We start from the raw sequence: 17,131 nt of genomic DNA on the forward strand, positions 1-17,131 counted from the left end.
AGAAAAAAAGCAGCAAGGCTGTAAACACCTTGCTGCAGAGGATAATTATCCTTGTTTACGTCGACGTAGACCTAACAGCAGCATCGCTGATAAACCCACTAAGCCAACCGAACCACCACGCATATTCAGATCAATTACCGCAGGATCATGGTCAGAAGAACGGTAATGGTCTTGATACTTAGGCAAATCACCTTTGTACTCATCGTTATAGTCAAACAGCGTCGACTCCGCCGCATTGATGTGCCACTCAGTGGCATCAACGACACGCTTCGACAAGCTTGGACTAATGAGGATATGGTCGAGCGCGCCGACTTCATCATTGTATGAGTAACTCCAACCTTGTGGATGCATCTCTCCGAGTACGTTGACGTAACCATAGCTGTGGTCAATGACCGCACCGTCATCACCAAATTGCTCTTGCTCACCAATAAAGGTATTGCGAGCAGCACGAATGGTTTTGCCATACTTCTCTTGACTGTAGTCAGTCAGAATTAGCAGTGGATCTTCTTTTCCATACGCATTGAAGTCACCCAAGACAATTTTATGTCCTTTAATCGCTTCCAACGCATCACCTAACGCAACAGCCGCTGCGACACGGAAGTTTTCACATGACCCTTGCTGATCAGTATCTTTGCCTGCTTGACCACCTTCAGCAACAGGAGCTGCATCTTCCCAACATTTAGAGCCTTTTGATTTGAAGTGATTGACCGCTACCGTCAGCTTCTCCTTCGCCCCTTTCACCTTAAAGGTTGGTGCCAGAGTATTACGTTGATAGTTCTTACCGTCTTCAATTACTTTGCCATCGTCATCCAGCACTTCAGGCGCAACCTGACGAGGCATTTCCAGTACATTAACTTGTTTTAGTTTCACTTGCTTAGGACGATAAATAACGCCAGTTGTAATGGCATCGGTACCCACTGCATCAAGCTTATCAATGACACCATCTTGATTGCTGTCTACCGAAACGAAGTCATAGTGCAATTTCTTGTTATCTATACGAGCGTTAAGCTCTCTGACTAACTGAGCAATGGCTCCATTGTCACCAAAGCCGTTGTTCTCTATTTCCATCAAACCAACAATGTCGGCATCAAGCTTGATAAGCGCATTGAGTATTTTCTCTTGCTGGACTTCAAACTCAGCAAAGTTGCTAGCACCTCGATTGCTGCCGAAGCGGTTTTCATCACCACCGAATGGCGAGGTAAAGTAGTTAAGAACGTTAAAGGTCGCAACACGTAGGTCTTTCTTGTTCCATGGCTGCTCTGCAAGCTCAGGAACTTCAGTGCGCGGTGTATTACGAACGAAGTTATCAACAGAAATAGTATTCGTCACAAACAGACGGTAATCACCGTAGCTGTACCCAATGACCCCTTCAATATCGAACAAGGTATCGTTGATACGAATGTAATCTTCAGTGCTGCCATCTTGGTCCACGTCGGTACGACCAAATTCTGGGTAGTACGGCACTTTGCCATTTGGTGCTGCCGTTGGTGACTCAACAAATAGTCGACGTAAGCCGTTATCTTCGCTTTGCGCTTTAGCTTCATCAGAACCTGCGGCAAACTGCTGATTTGGATGTAGATTCACGCGTTCATGCGCCAACACCATATTGTTGCGACGTGCGCCATAGTCATAGCCAAAGGTGCGACTAATACGCATATCAAGCGCTTTTGGTAGGCGTACTAGCATGCCTTCGTAACGCTCTAATGTCTGCTCAAAGTTCTCATCGGACTCAAGCACTTCGATTGCTGTCGCTTGTGGGGCAGCTTGTTCTCCTTGCTTAAACCAATCTTGTTCATTGAGCTTAAGCTGAGTCTGTCCATAGAACTCTTGGATTTGACCACGAACACAAACCACATCGCCAGCAGCTAGGCTTGGATTTGCTTGAGTGTAAACATACAAACCATTAGACGTTAACGGGTTATGATCATCCTGCAATGCCTCTAAATAGAAGCCTTGATTAATGCCCGTGCTTACCGCCGAGACCACGCCTTGAACAAAATACTGTTCACTAGTGATGTATGGGTAGCCATTGATATAAGGAGAACTGCTACCTTCACCCTGAATCGCTTGAATGTCAGTAAAGGTTGGTGCAGAACCGTTGTCGAGACATTGGAAAGGTGCTGGTGGTGTTAGGTCCTCCAACTGACCTAAACCGGTAACATCGTTCTTACTCAGTGTTGCCCATTGTTCTGGTTGGTAAGTCACCGATGGTTGATGATAAGGCGTGTAACGCACTAAGGTTTTATCTGCACCAAAGTTGTCGCCCATCGTGCCAATCATATCGATGATTTGGCCATTGCTATCCATCAGTGCAATCGGGTCGTCACCATTAAAATTCAATACTTGATCAGAGGTTGAAAGCGTTGCGACACCCAGAATGGCATCGTCTGCGCGAGAGTTTGCGAACACAAGTACTGACTTAGCTGGAATGACATAACTAGAGAGATCTAGTGTGCTCCAACTGCCGTTCCCATTTGGCGATTTAGCCAGTTGGTAACCCACCAACTGAACTTCTGAGTCACCAGAGTTGGCTATCTCAACTGCCTTGTTATAACCACTTCCCTCCACATATTGCGAAAGAAAGATCTCTGCGTTGGCACCTCCGGCTAATGCGGACGCTATCGCTAACGCTAACCACTGCTTTTTATTTGTGCGTGTCATCATTCACCTCGAATTAACTGGCAATGTTATCCCTTGCCTTTATTGCACTTTGTTGAATATAAAAATGATTATTTTCGAGACGAGTGTTGTCATTTAGAGTGCAAATGAACAATGAATATTCAGTTAACTGAGATACAGCTCTCATTCAAAGTTTGAACAATTTAGCCTGTGCCAAAAATTCAACAGGAAACGTTAGTAAGAGAATGCAGTGCGATAACACAAAAAAAAGCCCTTTGGCGAACCAAAGGGCTTTTCAATATCTGGAGTATAACTTGTGCTATGGGCGAGTCACAAAACCTACCGCTTTGTAGGCTTCAGCTAGTGTCACTGCTGCACGAGCAGAGGCCTTTTCAGCGCCCTGACGCATGACTTCATCCATATAAGCACGGTCGGCACGAATACGGTGGTATTCCGCTTGAATTGGCTCAAGCATAGCAACCAGCGCTTCACCTACATCTTTCTTAAACGGACCGTACATCTCCACACCAGCATATTGCGCTTCAATTTCTTCAAACGTTTTGCCCGTTGCTGCAGAGTAAAGGCCCATTAGGTTAGAGATGCCCGCTTTGTTTTCCCAATCGTTGGCAATGCGTGGCGGTGTCTCGGCATCGGTTTGCGCTTTATTGATCTTCTTGATGATCGACTTAGGCTCCTCGAGCAAAGTAATCACGTTCTTACGGTTATCATCCGACTTAGACATCTTCTTAGTCGCATCTTGTAAGCTCATAACACGAGCGTTCACCGTTGGGATATAAGGCTCAGGAATAGTGAAAATCGGTGCTTCAGGACTGTAGATATTGTTGAAACGAGTCGCGATATCACGCGCTAACTCTAAGTGCTGCTTCTGGTCACTACCCACTGGTACTTGGTGTGCACCGTAAAGCAGAATATCTGCAGCCATTAGCACTGGATAATCATAAAGACCAACGTTAACGTCATTAGCGTAACGCTGTGATTTGTCTTTAAACTGAGTCATGCGATTCAGTTCACCCATCTGGGTATAACAGTTAAGAAGCCAACCAAGTTGAGCATGCTCAGGTACGTGTGACTGTACAAATAACGTGCTCTTCTTCGGATCAACACCAACTGCAAGGCAGATTGCGAGAGCGTCTAGTGTCGCTTCATGCAGTGCTTTCGGATCTTGACGAACCGTAATCGCATGAAGGTCAACAACGCAGTACTGGCAATCGTAATCATCTTGCATCTGTTGCCATTGACGTAGAGCACCCAAGTAGTTTCCGATACTTAGTTCACCTGACGGCTGAACACCACTCAATACGATGGGTTTGCTCATGATAATGATTCCTTCGACTTCTTAACGAGATAATTAGGATAATGAAAAACCGCGTAATTCCTTACGCGGTTCTAGCAGTGTACTCATTGGCGAGTATATTTCTAGTACTTTACTTGGCTTTTCACTCAGCAACGCACTTTTTGTCGCGATTTAGCTGTCAATTCCCACGGCTTCAAGCACGTTCGACACGATATCAGCAACAAAGTCAGGGTTCGCATTGGCAATAGGTTCACCGTGGTTGTAACCATAAGTGAGTCCGAACGCTTGGCAACCTGCGTTACGCGCCGCCAAGATATCGTTTTTAGAATCCCCGACCATCAACACTTGTTCGGAAGATAACTGCTCTTGCTCCATCAACCAATGTAATGCAATTGGATCCGGTTTGCGTTTCGGGAACGCATCGCCACCCAGTACATGCTTAAAGTACTTATCAAGCTTGTGTTGCTCTAGCAATTCTGGAACAAACTTCGATGGTTTGTTGGTGAGTAGAGCTAAAGTAAAGCCATTCGCCACCAAGGTATCCAAGGTTTGATGTACAGCTGGATACAAGTGACTTAGCTTATGCCCACTGGCTTTATAAAAGTCATCAAACAAAGTACGAGCCTTCGCGAGCAACTCCGGCGACAGTTCAGGGTCAACAGTGATACTTTGGCTTAATGAACGACCAATTAAAATATCGGCACCGTTACCTACATAGTCACGAACTTGTTCTTCGGTGACACTCGGATAACCTAACTCTTGAACCGCCTGATCAGCCGCTAATGCCAAATCTGGTACGCTATCGAGTAACGTCCCATCTAAATCAAAAACAACGAGTTTAATTACGCTCATGTCTACTAATTCCAAATCTATTTGCTGTTTACTTTTGCCAGTTCAGCACGCATCTCGTCGATAACTTCTTTGTAATCTGGACGATTAAAGATAGCGCTACCGGCAACAAACATGTCTGCGCCCGCTTCGGCAATTTCTCGAATATTATCGACTTTCACGCCACCATCAATTTCTAAGCGAATGTTACGACCAGAAGCATCAATGCGTTTACGAACTTCACGTAACTTGTCTAGCGTCGACGGAATGAAAGATTGACCACCAAAGCCTGGGTTCACTGACATCAGTAGAATCAAGTCCACTTTGTCCATGATGTAATCAAGGCAAGAAAGAGGGGTTGCTGGGTTGAGTACTACACCAGCCTGACAGCCGTGTTCTTTGATAAGTTGCAGTGTACGATCTACGTGCTCAGACGCTTCAACGTGGAAAGTAATCATACTCGCACCTGCTTTAGCAAAGTCAGGAACAATGCTATCGACAGGTTTAACCATTAGGTGAACATCGATTGGAGCGGTAATGCCGTAGTCGCGTAGTGCTTTACAGATTGGCGCACCAAACGTCAGGTTAGGAACATAGTGATTGTCCATCACATCAAAGTGAACCACGTCAGCACCCGCAGCGAGTACTTTTTCAACGTCCTCACCTAGGCGAGCAAAATTTGCAGAGAGAATGGATGGAGCAATTAAAAAGTCTTTCATACCTAACCTCAGTTGAATTCAAAGCAAGCGAGTATCGCCAAGTTCGCGCAATTCTACCGAAGCGGTTGATTAAATCCTAGCCCTTACCAAGCAGTTATTGATCTTGTGGCTCAAATAACGCCAATAATTCGTCAACCTTATTACGACCTGCACCATTACGGCTGATGGTTCGCTTAACCTTGACCACATTCAGTTGCGCACCGTGATACAGGCGGCGTGTCAAAGTGGTGTCGTGGTTAGAAATCAGCACCGGAATACCACGATCAAACGCGGCGTGCTCAGCCACGTCAGCAAGCGCTGCTTGGTCATCAAGACTAAACCCATTACCTGCATAAGAGGTAAAGTTGGCTGTGTTCGATAGTGGTGCGTATGGCGGATCGCAATATATTACGCTGCCTTTGCGCGCTCGTTTAAAGGTGTCGTGATATCCTTCGCAAACAAACGTGGCTTTCTTCGCTTTCTCAGCAAAGAAAATCAGCTCATTTTCTGGGAAATACGGTTTTTTATAAGAGCCGAAGGGCACGTTAAAGCCACCTTTTTTGTTGTAACGGCACAAGCCGTTAAAACCAAAACGGTTCATATAAAGAAAGGCGACGGAGCGAAACAAGACGTCGTCAGTCTGATTAAACTGGGCGCGAATATCCAAATACACTTCTTTGCGATTGTGTTCAGCAGTGAATAGGCGCTTTGCTTCAGCGACGTAGGTCTCGGGATCTGTTTTTAACAGATTATAGAGGTTAATTAAATCGGGATTGATATCGGCAAGTAAATACTGATCGTAGTCCGTATTTAGGAAGATAGACCCAGCACCAACGAAAGGCTCTACCAGCTTTCTTGCGTCTGGCAAATGCTTTTGAATGTCTTCAACCAAGCCATATTTTCCACCAGCCCACTTAAGAAAGGCGCGTTGCTTTTTCATTACTTGCTCTATCTACTGCCACCCCAAAAATTAAGGCTGGGGAATATATCATAATTCAATTTGTTATGTTGACCTTTCTAGCAGAAAGGTCAGCGAAAATCACCCACAGTGTTCACTGGAAGGTTACTCTTTCCAACGAGTAATTTCTCGCTGTACTTGGCTAAGAGATTTTGGCCAAGGTCCAAGAGACTGGATTTCTTCCGGTAACGCTTCCGCTGCATCACGTGCCGTTTGAATACTTGGATACACATCGTAAGTCACGATGTACCACTTCTCATCTCCACGCAACGTTGGATAAACACGGACTGGTTTGTCAAACGTGTGTTGGTTCAAAAACAACTGAACGTCTTTTAGCTCAGTCATCGCGGCGATTTGCAACGTGTAGTTATTTGCAGGCAAGGCATTGAGTTCTTCACGCGCGAAGGAAAACGTAATTGGAGTCTGCAGTTTCTGCGCACTATCCACATCAACTACTTCCACTTTTGGTGTGACCACATTTTGAACCTCAGCCGCTTTTGCCACTGCGACAGCAGTATTGTCATCTAATAAGGCATCTACAACGTCCGAGGTAATTACTACGCGCTCACCAGATTCTGCTACACCGACACTCGCGGTTTCTGATGTTACCGAAGGCGGTAGCGAAGCGGTATCATCCGTGGGCTCTAACTGGGACGGCATTTCTTTGTTAGCCCCTTCCGCTTGTTCTTCAGTAGCGGCATCGACTGGCCCATCTAAGGTAGGAATCACCGTTTGCTCAATCGGTACTTCGCTAGGCTTTGTGCTCTGCGGCGTTGGCGATTTTAGTAGCCAGCTGTAACCTAAAAATAGCAGCAAAACGATAACTGCCACTGTTGCTGCAATCTTGGCAGGTGAACCAACCAATGAACGAATAATCACCTTCTTTTCCATTTTTTGCTCTCCTAACGCCAAAATTTCACCCGGAAGCGGTTTAATGCTAGTAAACGCGCTTTTGACTCTTTTTTCAACGCTTTCATCAATATAGCGCAACACAAGAGTATCAAAAAAACGCTCAGCCTCCGCGTCGGTCAGTTCATCAACATCCAACTCTACCGGTTTACTATCAAGGCCATGACTCAATCGCGCTAGTCGGGAACTGAGCGAATCGCTAGCACTGAATAATACAATACTGATGTTCTGTTTAGTGACATGCAAAGAGGCGGTATACAGCAGCCATAGCTCGGCAAGTAAGGCTTGTGAGATGTGCTGAGCATCATCGACAACAATAACAATATTGCTCGCCTCACCCTCCAGAATACGCTCAACGCTGTCATGCAGTGAGTCGGTAGCGCTGTACATTGAATGAGGAAAGAGTTGACGAAGAATATTACTGCGGTTCACTTCATCATCTTGATTCGCGAAACAGGTAATCAGTGATTGGTTTTTGCCATGTGCCCAGGCTTCGAGATAGCGGTGTGCAAGCCAAGTTTTTCCGGCGCCAGACTCACCTTTGATAACGACAAAACTCGACGCAAATTGAGTCAGTAGCTGCACACGCTCTAGTAGTTGGGTCTGCGAATCTAATTCCAATACTCGCAGCTCATACGACAAACTCATTCTGATCCTATCTACCTAGTCATTAAACCTAAAAAAGGCCCCATTACGGAGCCTCACATCTAACTTACCTTCAATAGCATCGACAATATCGAACTACTGTCGGCACAAGTCGATAGCTTGTTTGATGATGTCACTCGGAACGTCAGAAACCACCTGAGCAGTACCAACAGACGTTGGTAGCACAAGACGTAACTTACCCGATAAGACTTTTTTATCACGCATCATATGCTTGATAAAGTCTTCAAAACTCATTGATTCCGGAGTGTGTACAGGCAATTTAGCGCGCTCTAGCAAAGTGATAATACGTGTCACTTGCTCTGCGGTTATATCACCAAGCAAATGCGCGGTATGGGCGGCCATAGCTGTACCGGAAGAGACTGCCTCTCCATGTAACCATTTACCATACCCTAGTTCTGCTTCAATCGCATGACCAAATGTATGACCTAGATTCAATAACGCGCGAATACCCGACTCTTTCTCATCTTGAGCCACAACCTCAGCTTTAATCTGACAGCAGCGAGCAATAGCATAAGTCAGGGCTTGTTGATCCAATGCATAAAGCTTATCGAGGTTTTGCTCTAGCCATTCAAAGAAGGCTTCATCATAGATGATGCCATACTTGATCACCTCAGCAACACCCGCGGCGAATTCACGCGCTGGTAAGGTCTTAAGACAGTTGGTATCAATGATGACAGATTGAGGCTGATAGAAAGCACCAATCATGTTTTTGCCAAGCTCGTGGTTAACGGCGGTTTTGCCGCCCACAGATGAGTCGACTTGGGATAATAGCGTGGTTGGGATTTGAACAAAATCCACGCCACGTTGATAGCAAGCGGCAGAAAAACCGACAAGATCGCCAATCACACCACCACCAAGGGCAACAACTACTACATCACGACCATAGTTACCTGACAGTAAATGTGTCATAACCGTATTGAAGGTGTCTAGTGTCTTGTATTGCTCACCATCAGGCAGTTCGAGTAATGAGGTTTTGCAACCTTTGTTATCAAGCTGCTTCAGAATAGCATCAGCGTAGAGGGGGGAAACGGTGGTGTTAGTGATAACAACCACTGATTTTCCATCTGGAATTTGGGAAAATTGAGCCGAGTCATTAAATAACCCGGCACCAATTGAAATTGGGTAGCTACGCTCACCAAGTTCGACCGTAATCCGTTCCATGGTTTGCTCTCCTATTGAAGAAAGAAAGTTAGACTTGACCTTCTTCTAGCATTTTTACGATCTGGTTGGCTACCACTTTTGCACTTTGATCATCAGTACGAACCACATAGTCCGCCACATCTTTGTAAAGATCATTGCGCTCGTCCGCTAAAGACTCAAGTACTTCGCGCGGGTTGTCCGTTTGAAGCAGCGGGCGTTTTTTGTCGCGATTTGTGCGAGCAAGCTGTTTTTCGATGGTTGTTTCCAGATAGACAACAATACCACGCGCAGAAAGGCGATTACGGTTGTCTTTACTTTTAACTGAACCACCACCTGTAGCAAGTACAATACCTTGCTGTTCGGTTAGATCGTTAATAACGGTTTCTTCGCGTTTGCGGAAACCTTCTTCACCTTCAACGTCAAACACCCATGCGATGTCTGCGCCTGTACGCTCTTCAATTACTGTATCAGAGTCAACAAACTCCATGTGTAGTTGTTGAGCTAGGTGTCTACCGATTGTACTTTTGCCGGCACCCATAGGGCCAACAAGAAAAATATTACGTTTCTCAGCCATGTTTAGCATTAATTTACAACGTTAATTCAATGACATCGCCACAAGAAAAGACCGAAAAGGAGCCTCGGAAAAAGGGCTTGTGGCACCAATTCCTCACAGATAAGTCGTGATAAGACCCGAAATTATCAAGGTAAGGTGCCTTGAATGCAACTTTATTTTTAGTCCTTTTGAATTATTTGATACTTTACAGATAGTTACTGAGTAATAATCTTAGGAGTTACGAAGATCAGTAACTCATTCTTACCGATGTTTTCATAGGTTCGTCTAAATAATGCCCCTAACCCCGGAATATCACCAAGAACTGGCACTTTATCTACCTTGCTGGTCATGGCATGTTGAAAAATACCGCCTAGCACCACAGTTTCGCCATCGTTAACCAGAACTTGAGTCCCTATCCTTTGAGTATCAATCGCCACAGTTTCACCCTCTAGGGTTTTCAGCACTTCACCAACCCTGTCTTGAGTCACATCTAAGTCGAGAATAAGTCGATTGTCGGGCGTGATCTGCGGAGTCACCGTCAAGGAAAGCACCGCTTTTTTGAACTCAACTGCTGTCGCTCCACTCGATGTCGATTTCAAATAAGGAATTTCTGTTCCCTGCTCTATATAAGCAGACTTTTTATTGGTAGTGATAAGACGTGGACTGGATATGATTTCGGCTTTCGATTCACTTTGTAATGCGGACAACTCTAGATCAAGTAACGTATTTGAGCCGAGGCTTGCTACTTGAAATGCGATACTGGCGGCATTGTCAGACAGCGCCCCCAAGTTAACATTAAGGAAGTCATCAATGTCCACTTCTCCCCCACCGATGCCAGAGGAAGCAAGGTTGCCTTCTATCGTACTGCCGATCGTGGTGTCACCATTTATCGATGTATAACCCCACCGTATCCCCAACTCTTCAATATTACCCTCTTTGATAGTGACCACTCGCGCTTCAATTTGTACCTGTTTCACGGGTATATCGAGTGAGGCAATAATCTCTTTAATCACGCGAAGATTTTCAGGCAGTTCTCGCACCAATAAGGCGTTGGTGCGCTCATCGATAGCAACTGAACCTCGTTCAGATAACATACTGACATCACTATCTCCACCAATCATGGCCGCTACATCCGCCGCTTTAGCATAGTTAATATTAATGATTTCTGATTTTAGTTGACCGATTTGCTCGGCCAAGCGACTCTTTTCTAACGCCTGCTTCTCTTGTAAATCTAACTCTGTTTTAGGGGCCACCATGATGATGTTGCCCTTGACCCGTTTATCTAACCCTTTTACTCGCAGGATAATGTCGAGGACTTCCGTCCATGGCACGCCATCTAAACGCAAGGTTAAGTTGCCTTGGACACTATCGGATGCCACTAAATTAAAGTGGTTATAGTCAGCCAGAAGCTGTAATACACTGCGCACAGGAATGTCTTGGAAATTGATTGAAGTGAGCTTGCCACTATGACTACCAAACAATTTTTGTTCATCACTTTGTTGCTGAGACAGAGGTAAAATTGTCACTTTCAGTTGTTTACCATGCATCGTATATTGATATTGAACTGCCATAGCGGTCTCGACAAAGATCCGAACATCGGGACTATCATCAAATAGTTCTATCTGATTCACTGCGGTAGAAAAATCCGTGACATCCAAAATCGCCAGCTTGTCTGACGCTATTTGGGTTTGCTTTACCACAATCTTTATTCCTTGCGACTCTGCGCTAATATCTACGACACTGCCAACATGAGAAAGCTCAACAACGACTACTGCGCGCTTCTGTTTATCCAGTTCAAATGAGACATCAACAAGTTGATTAGTTTGGGGCGTGGCGATCAAATCAGTACTGATGATTAACACCCACAAATAGACAGTCCCCCTCCAAGTGGACAACATTTTTCTCGTCACTGTTTGTATCTCCATTACTTCAGTGCCAATGTAATTTGCCTTTGACGCCAACACCCTAATCCATCGGGAAGCGTCTCATGAATAATTAGCTTATCTGCTGTTATCTGTTTAATTAGGCCGCTGTTTTCACCTATGTATTGTCCCGCGCTCACTGTCACTATTCGATTTATAGGTAAAGCCACTAGTCCTCTGCGCTGCTCCCCTTTCCCCATCACTCCTTTCAATTGCATGTCATTAAGCGAGTAACGCTCTAAAGGCACTTTGCTACGGATCTTAGGCTGCCAGCAAGATAAGTTGGCCACAGATTGAGAGTGATTCTGAATCGTTGCAGGCAAGTCAAAAGGCGAGCTCCGATTTATAGGCGTAAACTTAATAACCTCGATAGTAGGGAAAAAAGGCGTATCGGCTTGTGTTGTTTTCGCCTCTCGCAACACCTGAGTAACGAACTCATTCAATGGGTCCTGTTTTGCTCGACAACCCATTAACACTGCAATGCTGATAAGCATTAAACTAATTCTTACCAGCATCGCCTTTCTCCCCAAAATCCTCATGCAGTTGATAGGTTGCAGCTTGAACTCGGAAATGTAATACACTGCTTTCCTGACTCACTCGCTGCCACTCAGCATCTTCGATAAGCACCATTCGAGATAACTGTGCAATGGCCTGACTAAAGTGACCAATGTCGTTGTAATTTCCAGTGAGTTCTATATTTATTGGCAGCTTATAGAGAAAGTGCTCCGAAGCGCGCTTGCCCCAGTCAATTCGAGTGAAAGTGAGTTGGTTGTGCAGCCCTTCTTGGTTGACACCGGCAAGTAGTGTCGCGAGTTCTTGTTGAACTGGTAATAAATGAAGTAACCGTTGATAGCGACTTCTCACCAGCTCAAGTTGCTGCTTTTTATTAGGCAGGTTCGCCGTTTGCGCAACTACTGTTTTTAGCTCTAGTTTTAACTGTTGTTCCAACTGCACAGCTCGTTCTAACTCATCAGAATTAGACTTTGTTGAAAACCAAAACCATGCATAACTCGATGACATGAAAACCAATAGGCCGATAACAAGCTGGTAGTTAAATGGCCAATCTTTTATGTCATCCAGTTCAAAGTCCAACACTTGTCGTTACCCCACTTCTTTCGACTGAAATATCTTTAGTGCTGGCGGCAACAAAGTACTCAGAGATACTTGAAACGAGAGTTCAAATGCTTGGTAGCTTTTATCAAACCGCTGACGCCCATGAACAATAGAGTGAATTTCGACATAACTAACGGTGGGTTCCTGTTCAAATCGTTCCAACATTTCGGCCAGCAGCGCTGTATTTTCACTGATACCAAACAATTTAAAGCGCTGTCCTCGCATACGAATCTTATCGATGTACACACCTTGAGGAATCAGGGCTGGAATCAGATTCATTACTGCTGTTGTTTTTCCCCGCTCCGCTTGCAGTGTTTGCACCAACTCTAGACGCTGCAGAAGATTTTCGTATTGAGTGGTTACATCCGATAGCTGATTCATCCGCAGCCTTTGCTCAGTGATAGCCTTTTGAAGATAGACAACACGCTGATTCTGAATCGCCACCTCCGACTCGAAATGGTGCAGCGCCAATGTAGAAATAAAGTAGCCACCTAATACAGCAGTGATGATCAATATTACAAAGCGCTGTCGGTGATGACGACGCTGCTGCTCACGCCAAGGCAGTAAATTAATCACTGACATTTAGTGCTCCTGAGTCCAGTGAATCGCGTTAAGCGCGATGCCCAACGCAGTAGCATAAGTACTGCCTAATTTATATTGGTTATCACTCAGCGAGGTGAGATAGTCACTGATGCACTCAACGCTCATATTGGTGCGGGTGGTAATCAAGTCCACCACATCGCTGTCTTGAACATGACCACCGGTAAGGAACAGCCCTCCAACTTGATGTCCTTCAAGCATGGAACGGAATAATTGTAATTGCGCACTCACTTTATGCAGCACGGTCCCAAACTGCGTTGAAATAGCGGAGTTATAAGGCGCTTGAATAGCGAGATGAGCGTCTTGATCGCACGTTATGCTCCAAGCTTTGTGCAGCTCTAAAGGCAGTTGAAGCGGCGGCAGTAATGACACATTTTTCTGTCCTACATCTAGTAACACCCAATTACTGAACTGTGGGTAGGTCGTCAACACTAACTTCTGAACACTGCGCAACGCATGAATATTAGTGCTAATCAGTTGTGGTTTAAAACCAAGTGCTTTCACTACTTGAATCCGATTATCAATGATATTGTGACGCGCTACATGAACTTGATAGGCTGCAGTCTCTTGATTGGGATGTGGCTCGTTTTGGGGTGGCACAGCGACATAGTCAATCGCTAAAGCCTCTGAATCATACGGCGTTTGATAGCTCATTGCTTGGTGAACGGCGTACTCAAGTTCATCATTAACAAGTCTAGCGTCCAGGTTAATCACTTTGCTCACCACGGTACTTTCTGGAATCGCTATGGCTGCCTGTTTACGGAAAATGGGCACGATCTTTCGGAGAATTTTAAGTTTCTTAACAGTTTCTTGATGTTTGAGCGTATAGGGATCAGCGAAAATGGCGGCGCAACCATTAAGCTCTAGTTGGTTTACAATTTTGATGTCAAAACCTTCATACGCCAGCACGACTGCTTTCGTACTGTGATGACCGATATCGATACCTGTAATCCATTTTCTTGCCATTTAAATAACCTCAACGAATGCATTAACAACGTGAAAAGGTTGAGATCGACGCTCAAATAAGCGTTAATTAACCCTAATAGGTAAATTTTTGGTCTAGAGTACAAGTAATTGCCTACCCATAACCTTAATTAATCAGGGAATCTCCGGTGAAGTTCATAAAGAGACTGTTGGTTTTTGCATTGATTTGCATGCTGCTTGGAGTCGGTACCATCTTCGGGTTTTACTACTACGTAAAACCTGAGTTACCCGACGTTGCAACGTTAAAAGATGTACAGCTACAAACTCCAATGCAGGTGTTTAGCCAAGATGGGAAGTTGATCGCACAGTTTGGCGAAAAGCGTCGTATTCCAATATCTTACGATGAGATCCCTCAAGAGCTTATCGATGCGCTGATTGCGACGGAAGACAGTCGCTACTACGACCACTATGGTTTTGACCCAATTGGTATTACACGTGCTGCAGTAGCCGTCATTGCTTCTGGTAGCGCGTCTCAAGGTGCGAGTACCATTACCCAACAGTTAGCTCGTAACTTCTTCTTATCTAACGAGAAGAAGGTCATGCGTAAAATTAAAGAGATCTTTATTGCGGTACACATTGAGCAATTGCTAAGCAAGCAAGAGATCATGGAGTTGTACGTCAATAAAATCTTCCTAGGTTATCGCTCATACGGCTTTGGTGCAGCAGCACAAGCTTATTTTGGACGCGACCTTAAAGATCTAACGCTAAGTGAAATTGCTGTGCTGGCTGGTTTGCCTAAAGCGCCATCAACAATGAACCCGATCTATTCGGTCGAACGTGCAACGCAGCGCCGCAACGTGGTGCTGTCTCGTATGTTGTCAGAGAAGTACATCACTCAAGCGCAATTTGATGAAGCTCGTGCCGAACCTATTATTTCTCAATATCATGGTGCAGAGATCGAACTCAGCGCACCTTATGTAGCAGAAATTGCCCGAGCTTGGATGGTAAGTCGCTATGGTGAAGCAGCATATGAATCTGGTATGCGCATCACCACAACAATTGACTCTAAGCTGCAAAAAGCGGCTCATATTGCAGCCATCAAAAACTTGCTTAGCTACGATGAACGTCACGGTTATCGTGGTGCTGAAAAAGTACTTTGGAAACCAGACCAAACAGCAATGAGTCAAGAAGAGATCGCCAAACATCTTCGCAGCCAACCAACGTATGGAGAGCTACGCCCAGCCGTTGTTGAGAAGGTCGAAGGTAAAACAGCTACGGTATACGTTAAGAGCTACGGCGAGCAGACCATTGATTGGGACAACATGAAATGGGCACGTAAGTTTAGAACCGATGACCGTCAGGGCGATGCACCAAAAACAGCGTCAGATATCGTAGCGGTTGGTCAGCAAATTTGGGTACGCGCTGCCGATTTAGACGGTACGCCAGATGTGGCTCCTGAAGATAAAGAAGTACAAACCGAAGAAGGTGAGACACCAGAACCCGTAGCGATTACATGGCGCTTAAGCCAAGTTCCGAATGCAAATACCGCTTTCGTTGCTATCAACCCTGAAAATGGTGCTGTGCTTTCTTTAGTTGGTGGCTTTAACTTTGTTCACAGCAAGTTTAACCGTGCTACTCAGTCGGTGAGGCAAGTAGGTTCTAGTATAAAACCATTTATCTATGCCGCTGCATTGGATAAAGGGATGACACTGGCAAGCCTAGTCAATGATGCCCCAATCAACAAATGGGACAAGAGTGCAGGTACCGCATGGCGCCCGAAAAACTCACCACCGACCTATACTGGCCCTACTCGTCTAAGAATTGGTCTAGCACAATCTAAAAACGTCATGGCTGTACGCGTCCTACGTGAAGTTGGTTTAGATGAAACTCGTGATTACCTGACTCGTTTTGGCTTTGATAAATCGAAGCTACCACGTTCAGAAACGATTGCTTTAGGTGCAGGTAGTTTGACACCTATCCAGATGGCACAAGGTTTCTCAGTGTTTGCCAATGGTGGCTACTATGTAGAGCCTTATTACATCAGTAAGGTTGAAGACCCATTTGGTAAGGTCGAGTTCGAAGCGAATCCAAAAGTAGTGTGTCACCAAGACTGTCCAGAAATGCAAGCACCAGAAATGAACAGTGCAAGCAATGATGACAACAGTGCAGCACCAAGCATTGAAGAAGCGACAAATGCGACAGAGCTAACACCAGTCGACATCGCTCAGTTCAATGAGGAGGACATGAACTCGGACGAACCACGCTATGCGCCAAAAGTTCTATCGGAACAAACTGCGTTCTTAACTCGAGAAATGCTCTACAGCAACGTCTGGGGTGGCGGTAACTGGCGAGAAGGCACTGGCTGGAACGGCACTGGTTGGCGAGCTCAGAAGCTCAAGCGTCGTGATATCGGCGGTAAAACCGGTACGACTAATGACTCGAAAGATGCATGGTACAACGGTTATGGTCCAGGTATTGTTGCCACTGCGTGGGTTGGCTTTGATGACCACCAGCGCAAGCTAGGTCGTACCACAGCAAACCCGAACCTAGGTAAAGACCAAATTACTGGCGCAGAAGCTGGTGCTAAGACTGCGCAACCAGCTTGGGTTGACTTTATGCATGTTGCTTTAGAAGGTCACCCTCAACAAGCGAAGCAAATCCCGAATGACATTACTCGTGTTCGTATTGATCGTGATTCAGGAATGCTAACCAATAAGACCGATGGTTCTACCATGTTTGAATACTTCAAAATTGGTACCGAACCAAAAGAGTATGTCCAAGACAGCCTTACTGACACCTTATATTCAAGCGATGAATCGGGTGGCGATAGTCTGTTCTAAGTTTGAACGATAAATAAGAAAAAAGGGGCGTTTACGCCCCTTTATG

At 45.3% G+C, this 17,131-nt stretch carries 14 protein-coding genes; 1 reads left to right on the plus strand and 13 read right to left on the minus strand.

Annotated elements, in window-relative coordinates:
* Positions 1-45: 45 nt before the first annotated feature.
* From JKJ11_RS15440 to pilM, 13 genes are all read right to left on the minus strand, one after another.
* Complete coding sequence (locus tag JKJ11_RS15440; protein WP_503060943.1) at positions 46-2,661, minus strand: ExeM/NucH family extracellular endonuclease; 2,616 nt, start codon at positions 2,659-2,661, stop codon at positions 46-48.
* 277 nt (positions 2,662-2,938) lie between these two features.
* The gene (gene trpS / locus JKJ11_RS15445) at positions 2,939-3,955 is read right to left on the minus strand and encodes a tryptophan--tRNA ligase (RefSeq protein WP_038230950.1); all 1,017 of its coding nucleotides are present in this window, start codon (positions 3,953-3,955) and stop codon (positions 2,939-2,941) included.
* 150 nt (positions 3,956-4,105) lie between these two features.
* Positions 4,106-4,786: a phosphoglycolate phosphatase gene (locus JKJ11_RS15450; RefSeq protein ID WP_252038452.1), complete on the minus strand. Its 681-nt coding sequence runs from the start codon at positions 4,784-4,786 to the stop codon at positions 4,106-4,108.
* A gap of 17 nt (positions 4,787-4,803) precedes the next feature.
* A complete protein-coding gene (gene rpe, locus JKJ11_RS15455; RefSeq protein WP_252038454.1) occupies positions 4,804-5,481 on the minus strand; it encodes a ribulose-phosphate 3-epimerase in 678 nt (225 codons plus the stop codon).
* Positions 5,482-5,575: 94 nt separating this feature from the next.
* Positions 5,576-6,400, minus strand: coding sequence for a Dam family site-specific DNA-(adenine-N6)-methyltransferase (locus tag JKJ11_RS15460; protein WP_006074827.1), 825 nt, complete (start codon positions 6,398-6,400; stop codon positions 5,576-5,578).
* A 123-nt stretch (positions 6,401-6,523) separates the two neighbouring features.
* Positions 6,524-7,975: an SPOR domain-containing protein gene (locus JKJ11_RS15465; protein ID WP_252038456.1), complete on the minus strand. Its 1,452-nt coding sequence runs from the start codon at positions 7,973-7,975 to the stop codon at positions 6,524-6,526.
* A 93-nt stretch (positions 7,976-8,068) separates the two neighbouring features.
* Positions 8,069-9,154: a 3-dehydroquinate synthase gene (aroB, locus tag JKJ11_RS15470; protein ID WP_252038458.1), complete on the minus strand. Its 1,086-nt coding sequence runs from the start codon at positions 9,152-9,154 to the stop codon at positions 8,069-8,071.
* A 28-nt stretch (positions 9,155-9,182) separates the two neighbouring features.
* Positions 9,183-9,707 (minus strand): shikimate kinase AroK, encoded by a 525-nt coding sequence (gene aroK / locus JKJ11_RS15475; RefSeq protein WP_038231065.1) that lies wholly within the window; start codon positions 9,705-9,707, stop codon positions 9,183-9,185.
* A gap of 194 nt (positions 9,708-9,901) precedes the next feature.
* Positions 9,902-11,611 (minus strand): type IV pilus secretin PilQ, encoded by a 1,710-nt coding sequence (locus JKJ11_RS15480; RefSeq protein ID WP_503059515.1) that lies wholly within the window; start codon positions 11,609-11,611, stop codon positions 9,902-9,904.
* The gene (locus tag JKJ11_RS15485; RefSeq protein ID WP_252038465.1) at positions 11,611-12,123 is read right to left on the minus strand and encodes a pilus assembly protein PilP; all 513 of its coding nucleotides are present in this window, start codon (positions 12,121-12,123) and stop codon (positions 11,611-11,613) included. The genes JKJ11_RS15480 and JKJ11_RS15485 overlap by 1 nt, the downstream gene beginning before the upstream one ends.
* Entirely contained in the window at positions 12,107-12,703 is a 597-nt protein-coding gene (locus JKJ11_RS15490) for a type IV pilus inner membrane component PilO (protein ID WP_252038467.1), read from the minus strand. Before JKJ11_RS15490 ends, JKJ11_RS15485 begins: the two co-directional genes overlap by 17 nt.
* A gap of 6 nt (positions 12,704-12,709) precedes the next feature.
* A complete protein-coding gene (locus JKJ11_RS15495) occupies positions 12,710-13,303 on the minus strand; it encodes a PilN domain-containing protein (RefSeq protein ID WP_006071134.1) in 594 nt (197 codons plus the stop codon).
* Positions 13,304-14,287, minus strand: coding sequence for a pilus assembly protein PilM (gene pilM / locus JKJ11_RS15500; protein WP_252038469.1), 984 nt, complete (start codon positions 14,285-14,287; stop codon positions 13,304-13,306).
* 146 nt (positions 14,288-14,433) lie between these two features.
* Between pilM and JKJ11_RS15505 the strand changes: the two genes are divergently transcribed.
* On the plus strand, positions 14,434-17,085 hold the full coding sequence (locus JKJ11_RS15505) for a penicillin-binding protein 1A (protein ID WP_252038471.1): 2,652 nt from the start codon (positions 14,434-14,436) through the stop codon (positions 17,083-17,085).
* The last annotated feature ends 46 nt before the right edge of the window (positions 17,086-17,131 follow it).

It is taken from the genome of Vibrio sp. SCSIO 43133 (assembly GCF_023716845.1).
Lineage (GTDB): Bacteria > Pseudomonadota > Gammaproteobacteria > Enterobacterales > Vibrionaceae > Vibrio > Vibrio mediterranei.

What these genes read in the sequence shown, in the direction of transcription:
- JKJ11_RS15440 (WP_503060943.1), bottom strand. Translation starts at nt 2,661, where the DNA reads ATGACACGCACAAATAAAAAGCAGTGGTTAGCGTTAGCGATAGCGTCC.
- trpS (WP_038230950.1), bottom strand. Translation starts at nt 3,955, where the DNA reads ATGAGCAAACCCATCGTATTGAGTGGTGTTCAGCCGTCAGGTGAACTA.
- JKJ11_RS15450 (WP_252038452.1), bottom strand. Translation starts at nt 4,786, where the DNA reads ATGAGCGTAATTAAACTCGTTGTTTTTGATTTAGATGGGACGTTACTC.
- rpe (WP_252038454.1), bottom strand. Translation starts at nt 5,481, where the DNA reads ATGAAAGACTTTTTAATTGCTCCATCCATTCTCTCTGCAAATTTTGCT.
- JKJ11_RS15460 (WP_006074827.1), bottom strand. Translation starts at nt 6,400, where the DNA reads ATGAAAAAGCAACGCGCCTTTCTTAAGTGGGCTGGTGGAAAATATGGC.
- JKJ11_RS15465 (WP_252038456.1), bottom strand. Translation starts at nt 7,975, where the DNA reads ATGAGTTTGTCGTATGAGCTGCGAGTATTGGAATTAGATTCGCAGACC.
- aroB (WP_252038458.1), bottom strand. Translation starts at nt 9,154, where the DNA reads ATGGAACGGATTACGGTCGAACTTGGTGAGCGTAGCTACCCAATTTCA.
- aroK (WP_038231065.1), bottom strand. Translation starts at nt 9,707, where the DNA reads ATGGCTGAGAAACGTAATATTTTTCTTGTTGGCCCTATGGGTGCCGGC.
- JKJ11_RS15480 (WP_503059515.1), bottom strand. Translation starts at nt 11,611, where the DNA reads ATGGAGATACAAACAGTGACGAGAAAAATGTTGTCCACTTGGAGGGGG.
- JKJ11_RS15485 (WP_252038465.1), bottom strand. Translation starts at nt 12,123, where the DNA reads ATGCTGGTAAGAATTAGTTTAATGCTTATCAGCATTGCAGTGTTAATG.
- JKJ11_RS15495 (WP_006071134.1), bottom strand. Translation starts at nt 13,303, where the DNA reads ATGTCAGTGATTAATTTACTGCCTTGGCGTGAGCAGCAGCGTCGTCAT.
- pilM (WP_252038469.1), bottom strand. Translation starts at nt 14,287, where the DNA reads ATGGCAAGAAAATGGATTACAGGTATCGATATCGGTCATCACAGTACG.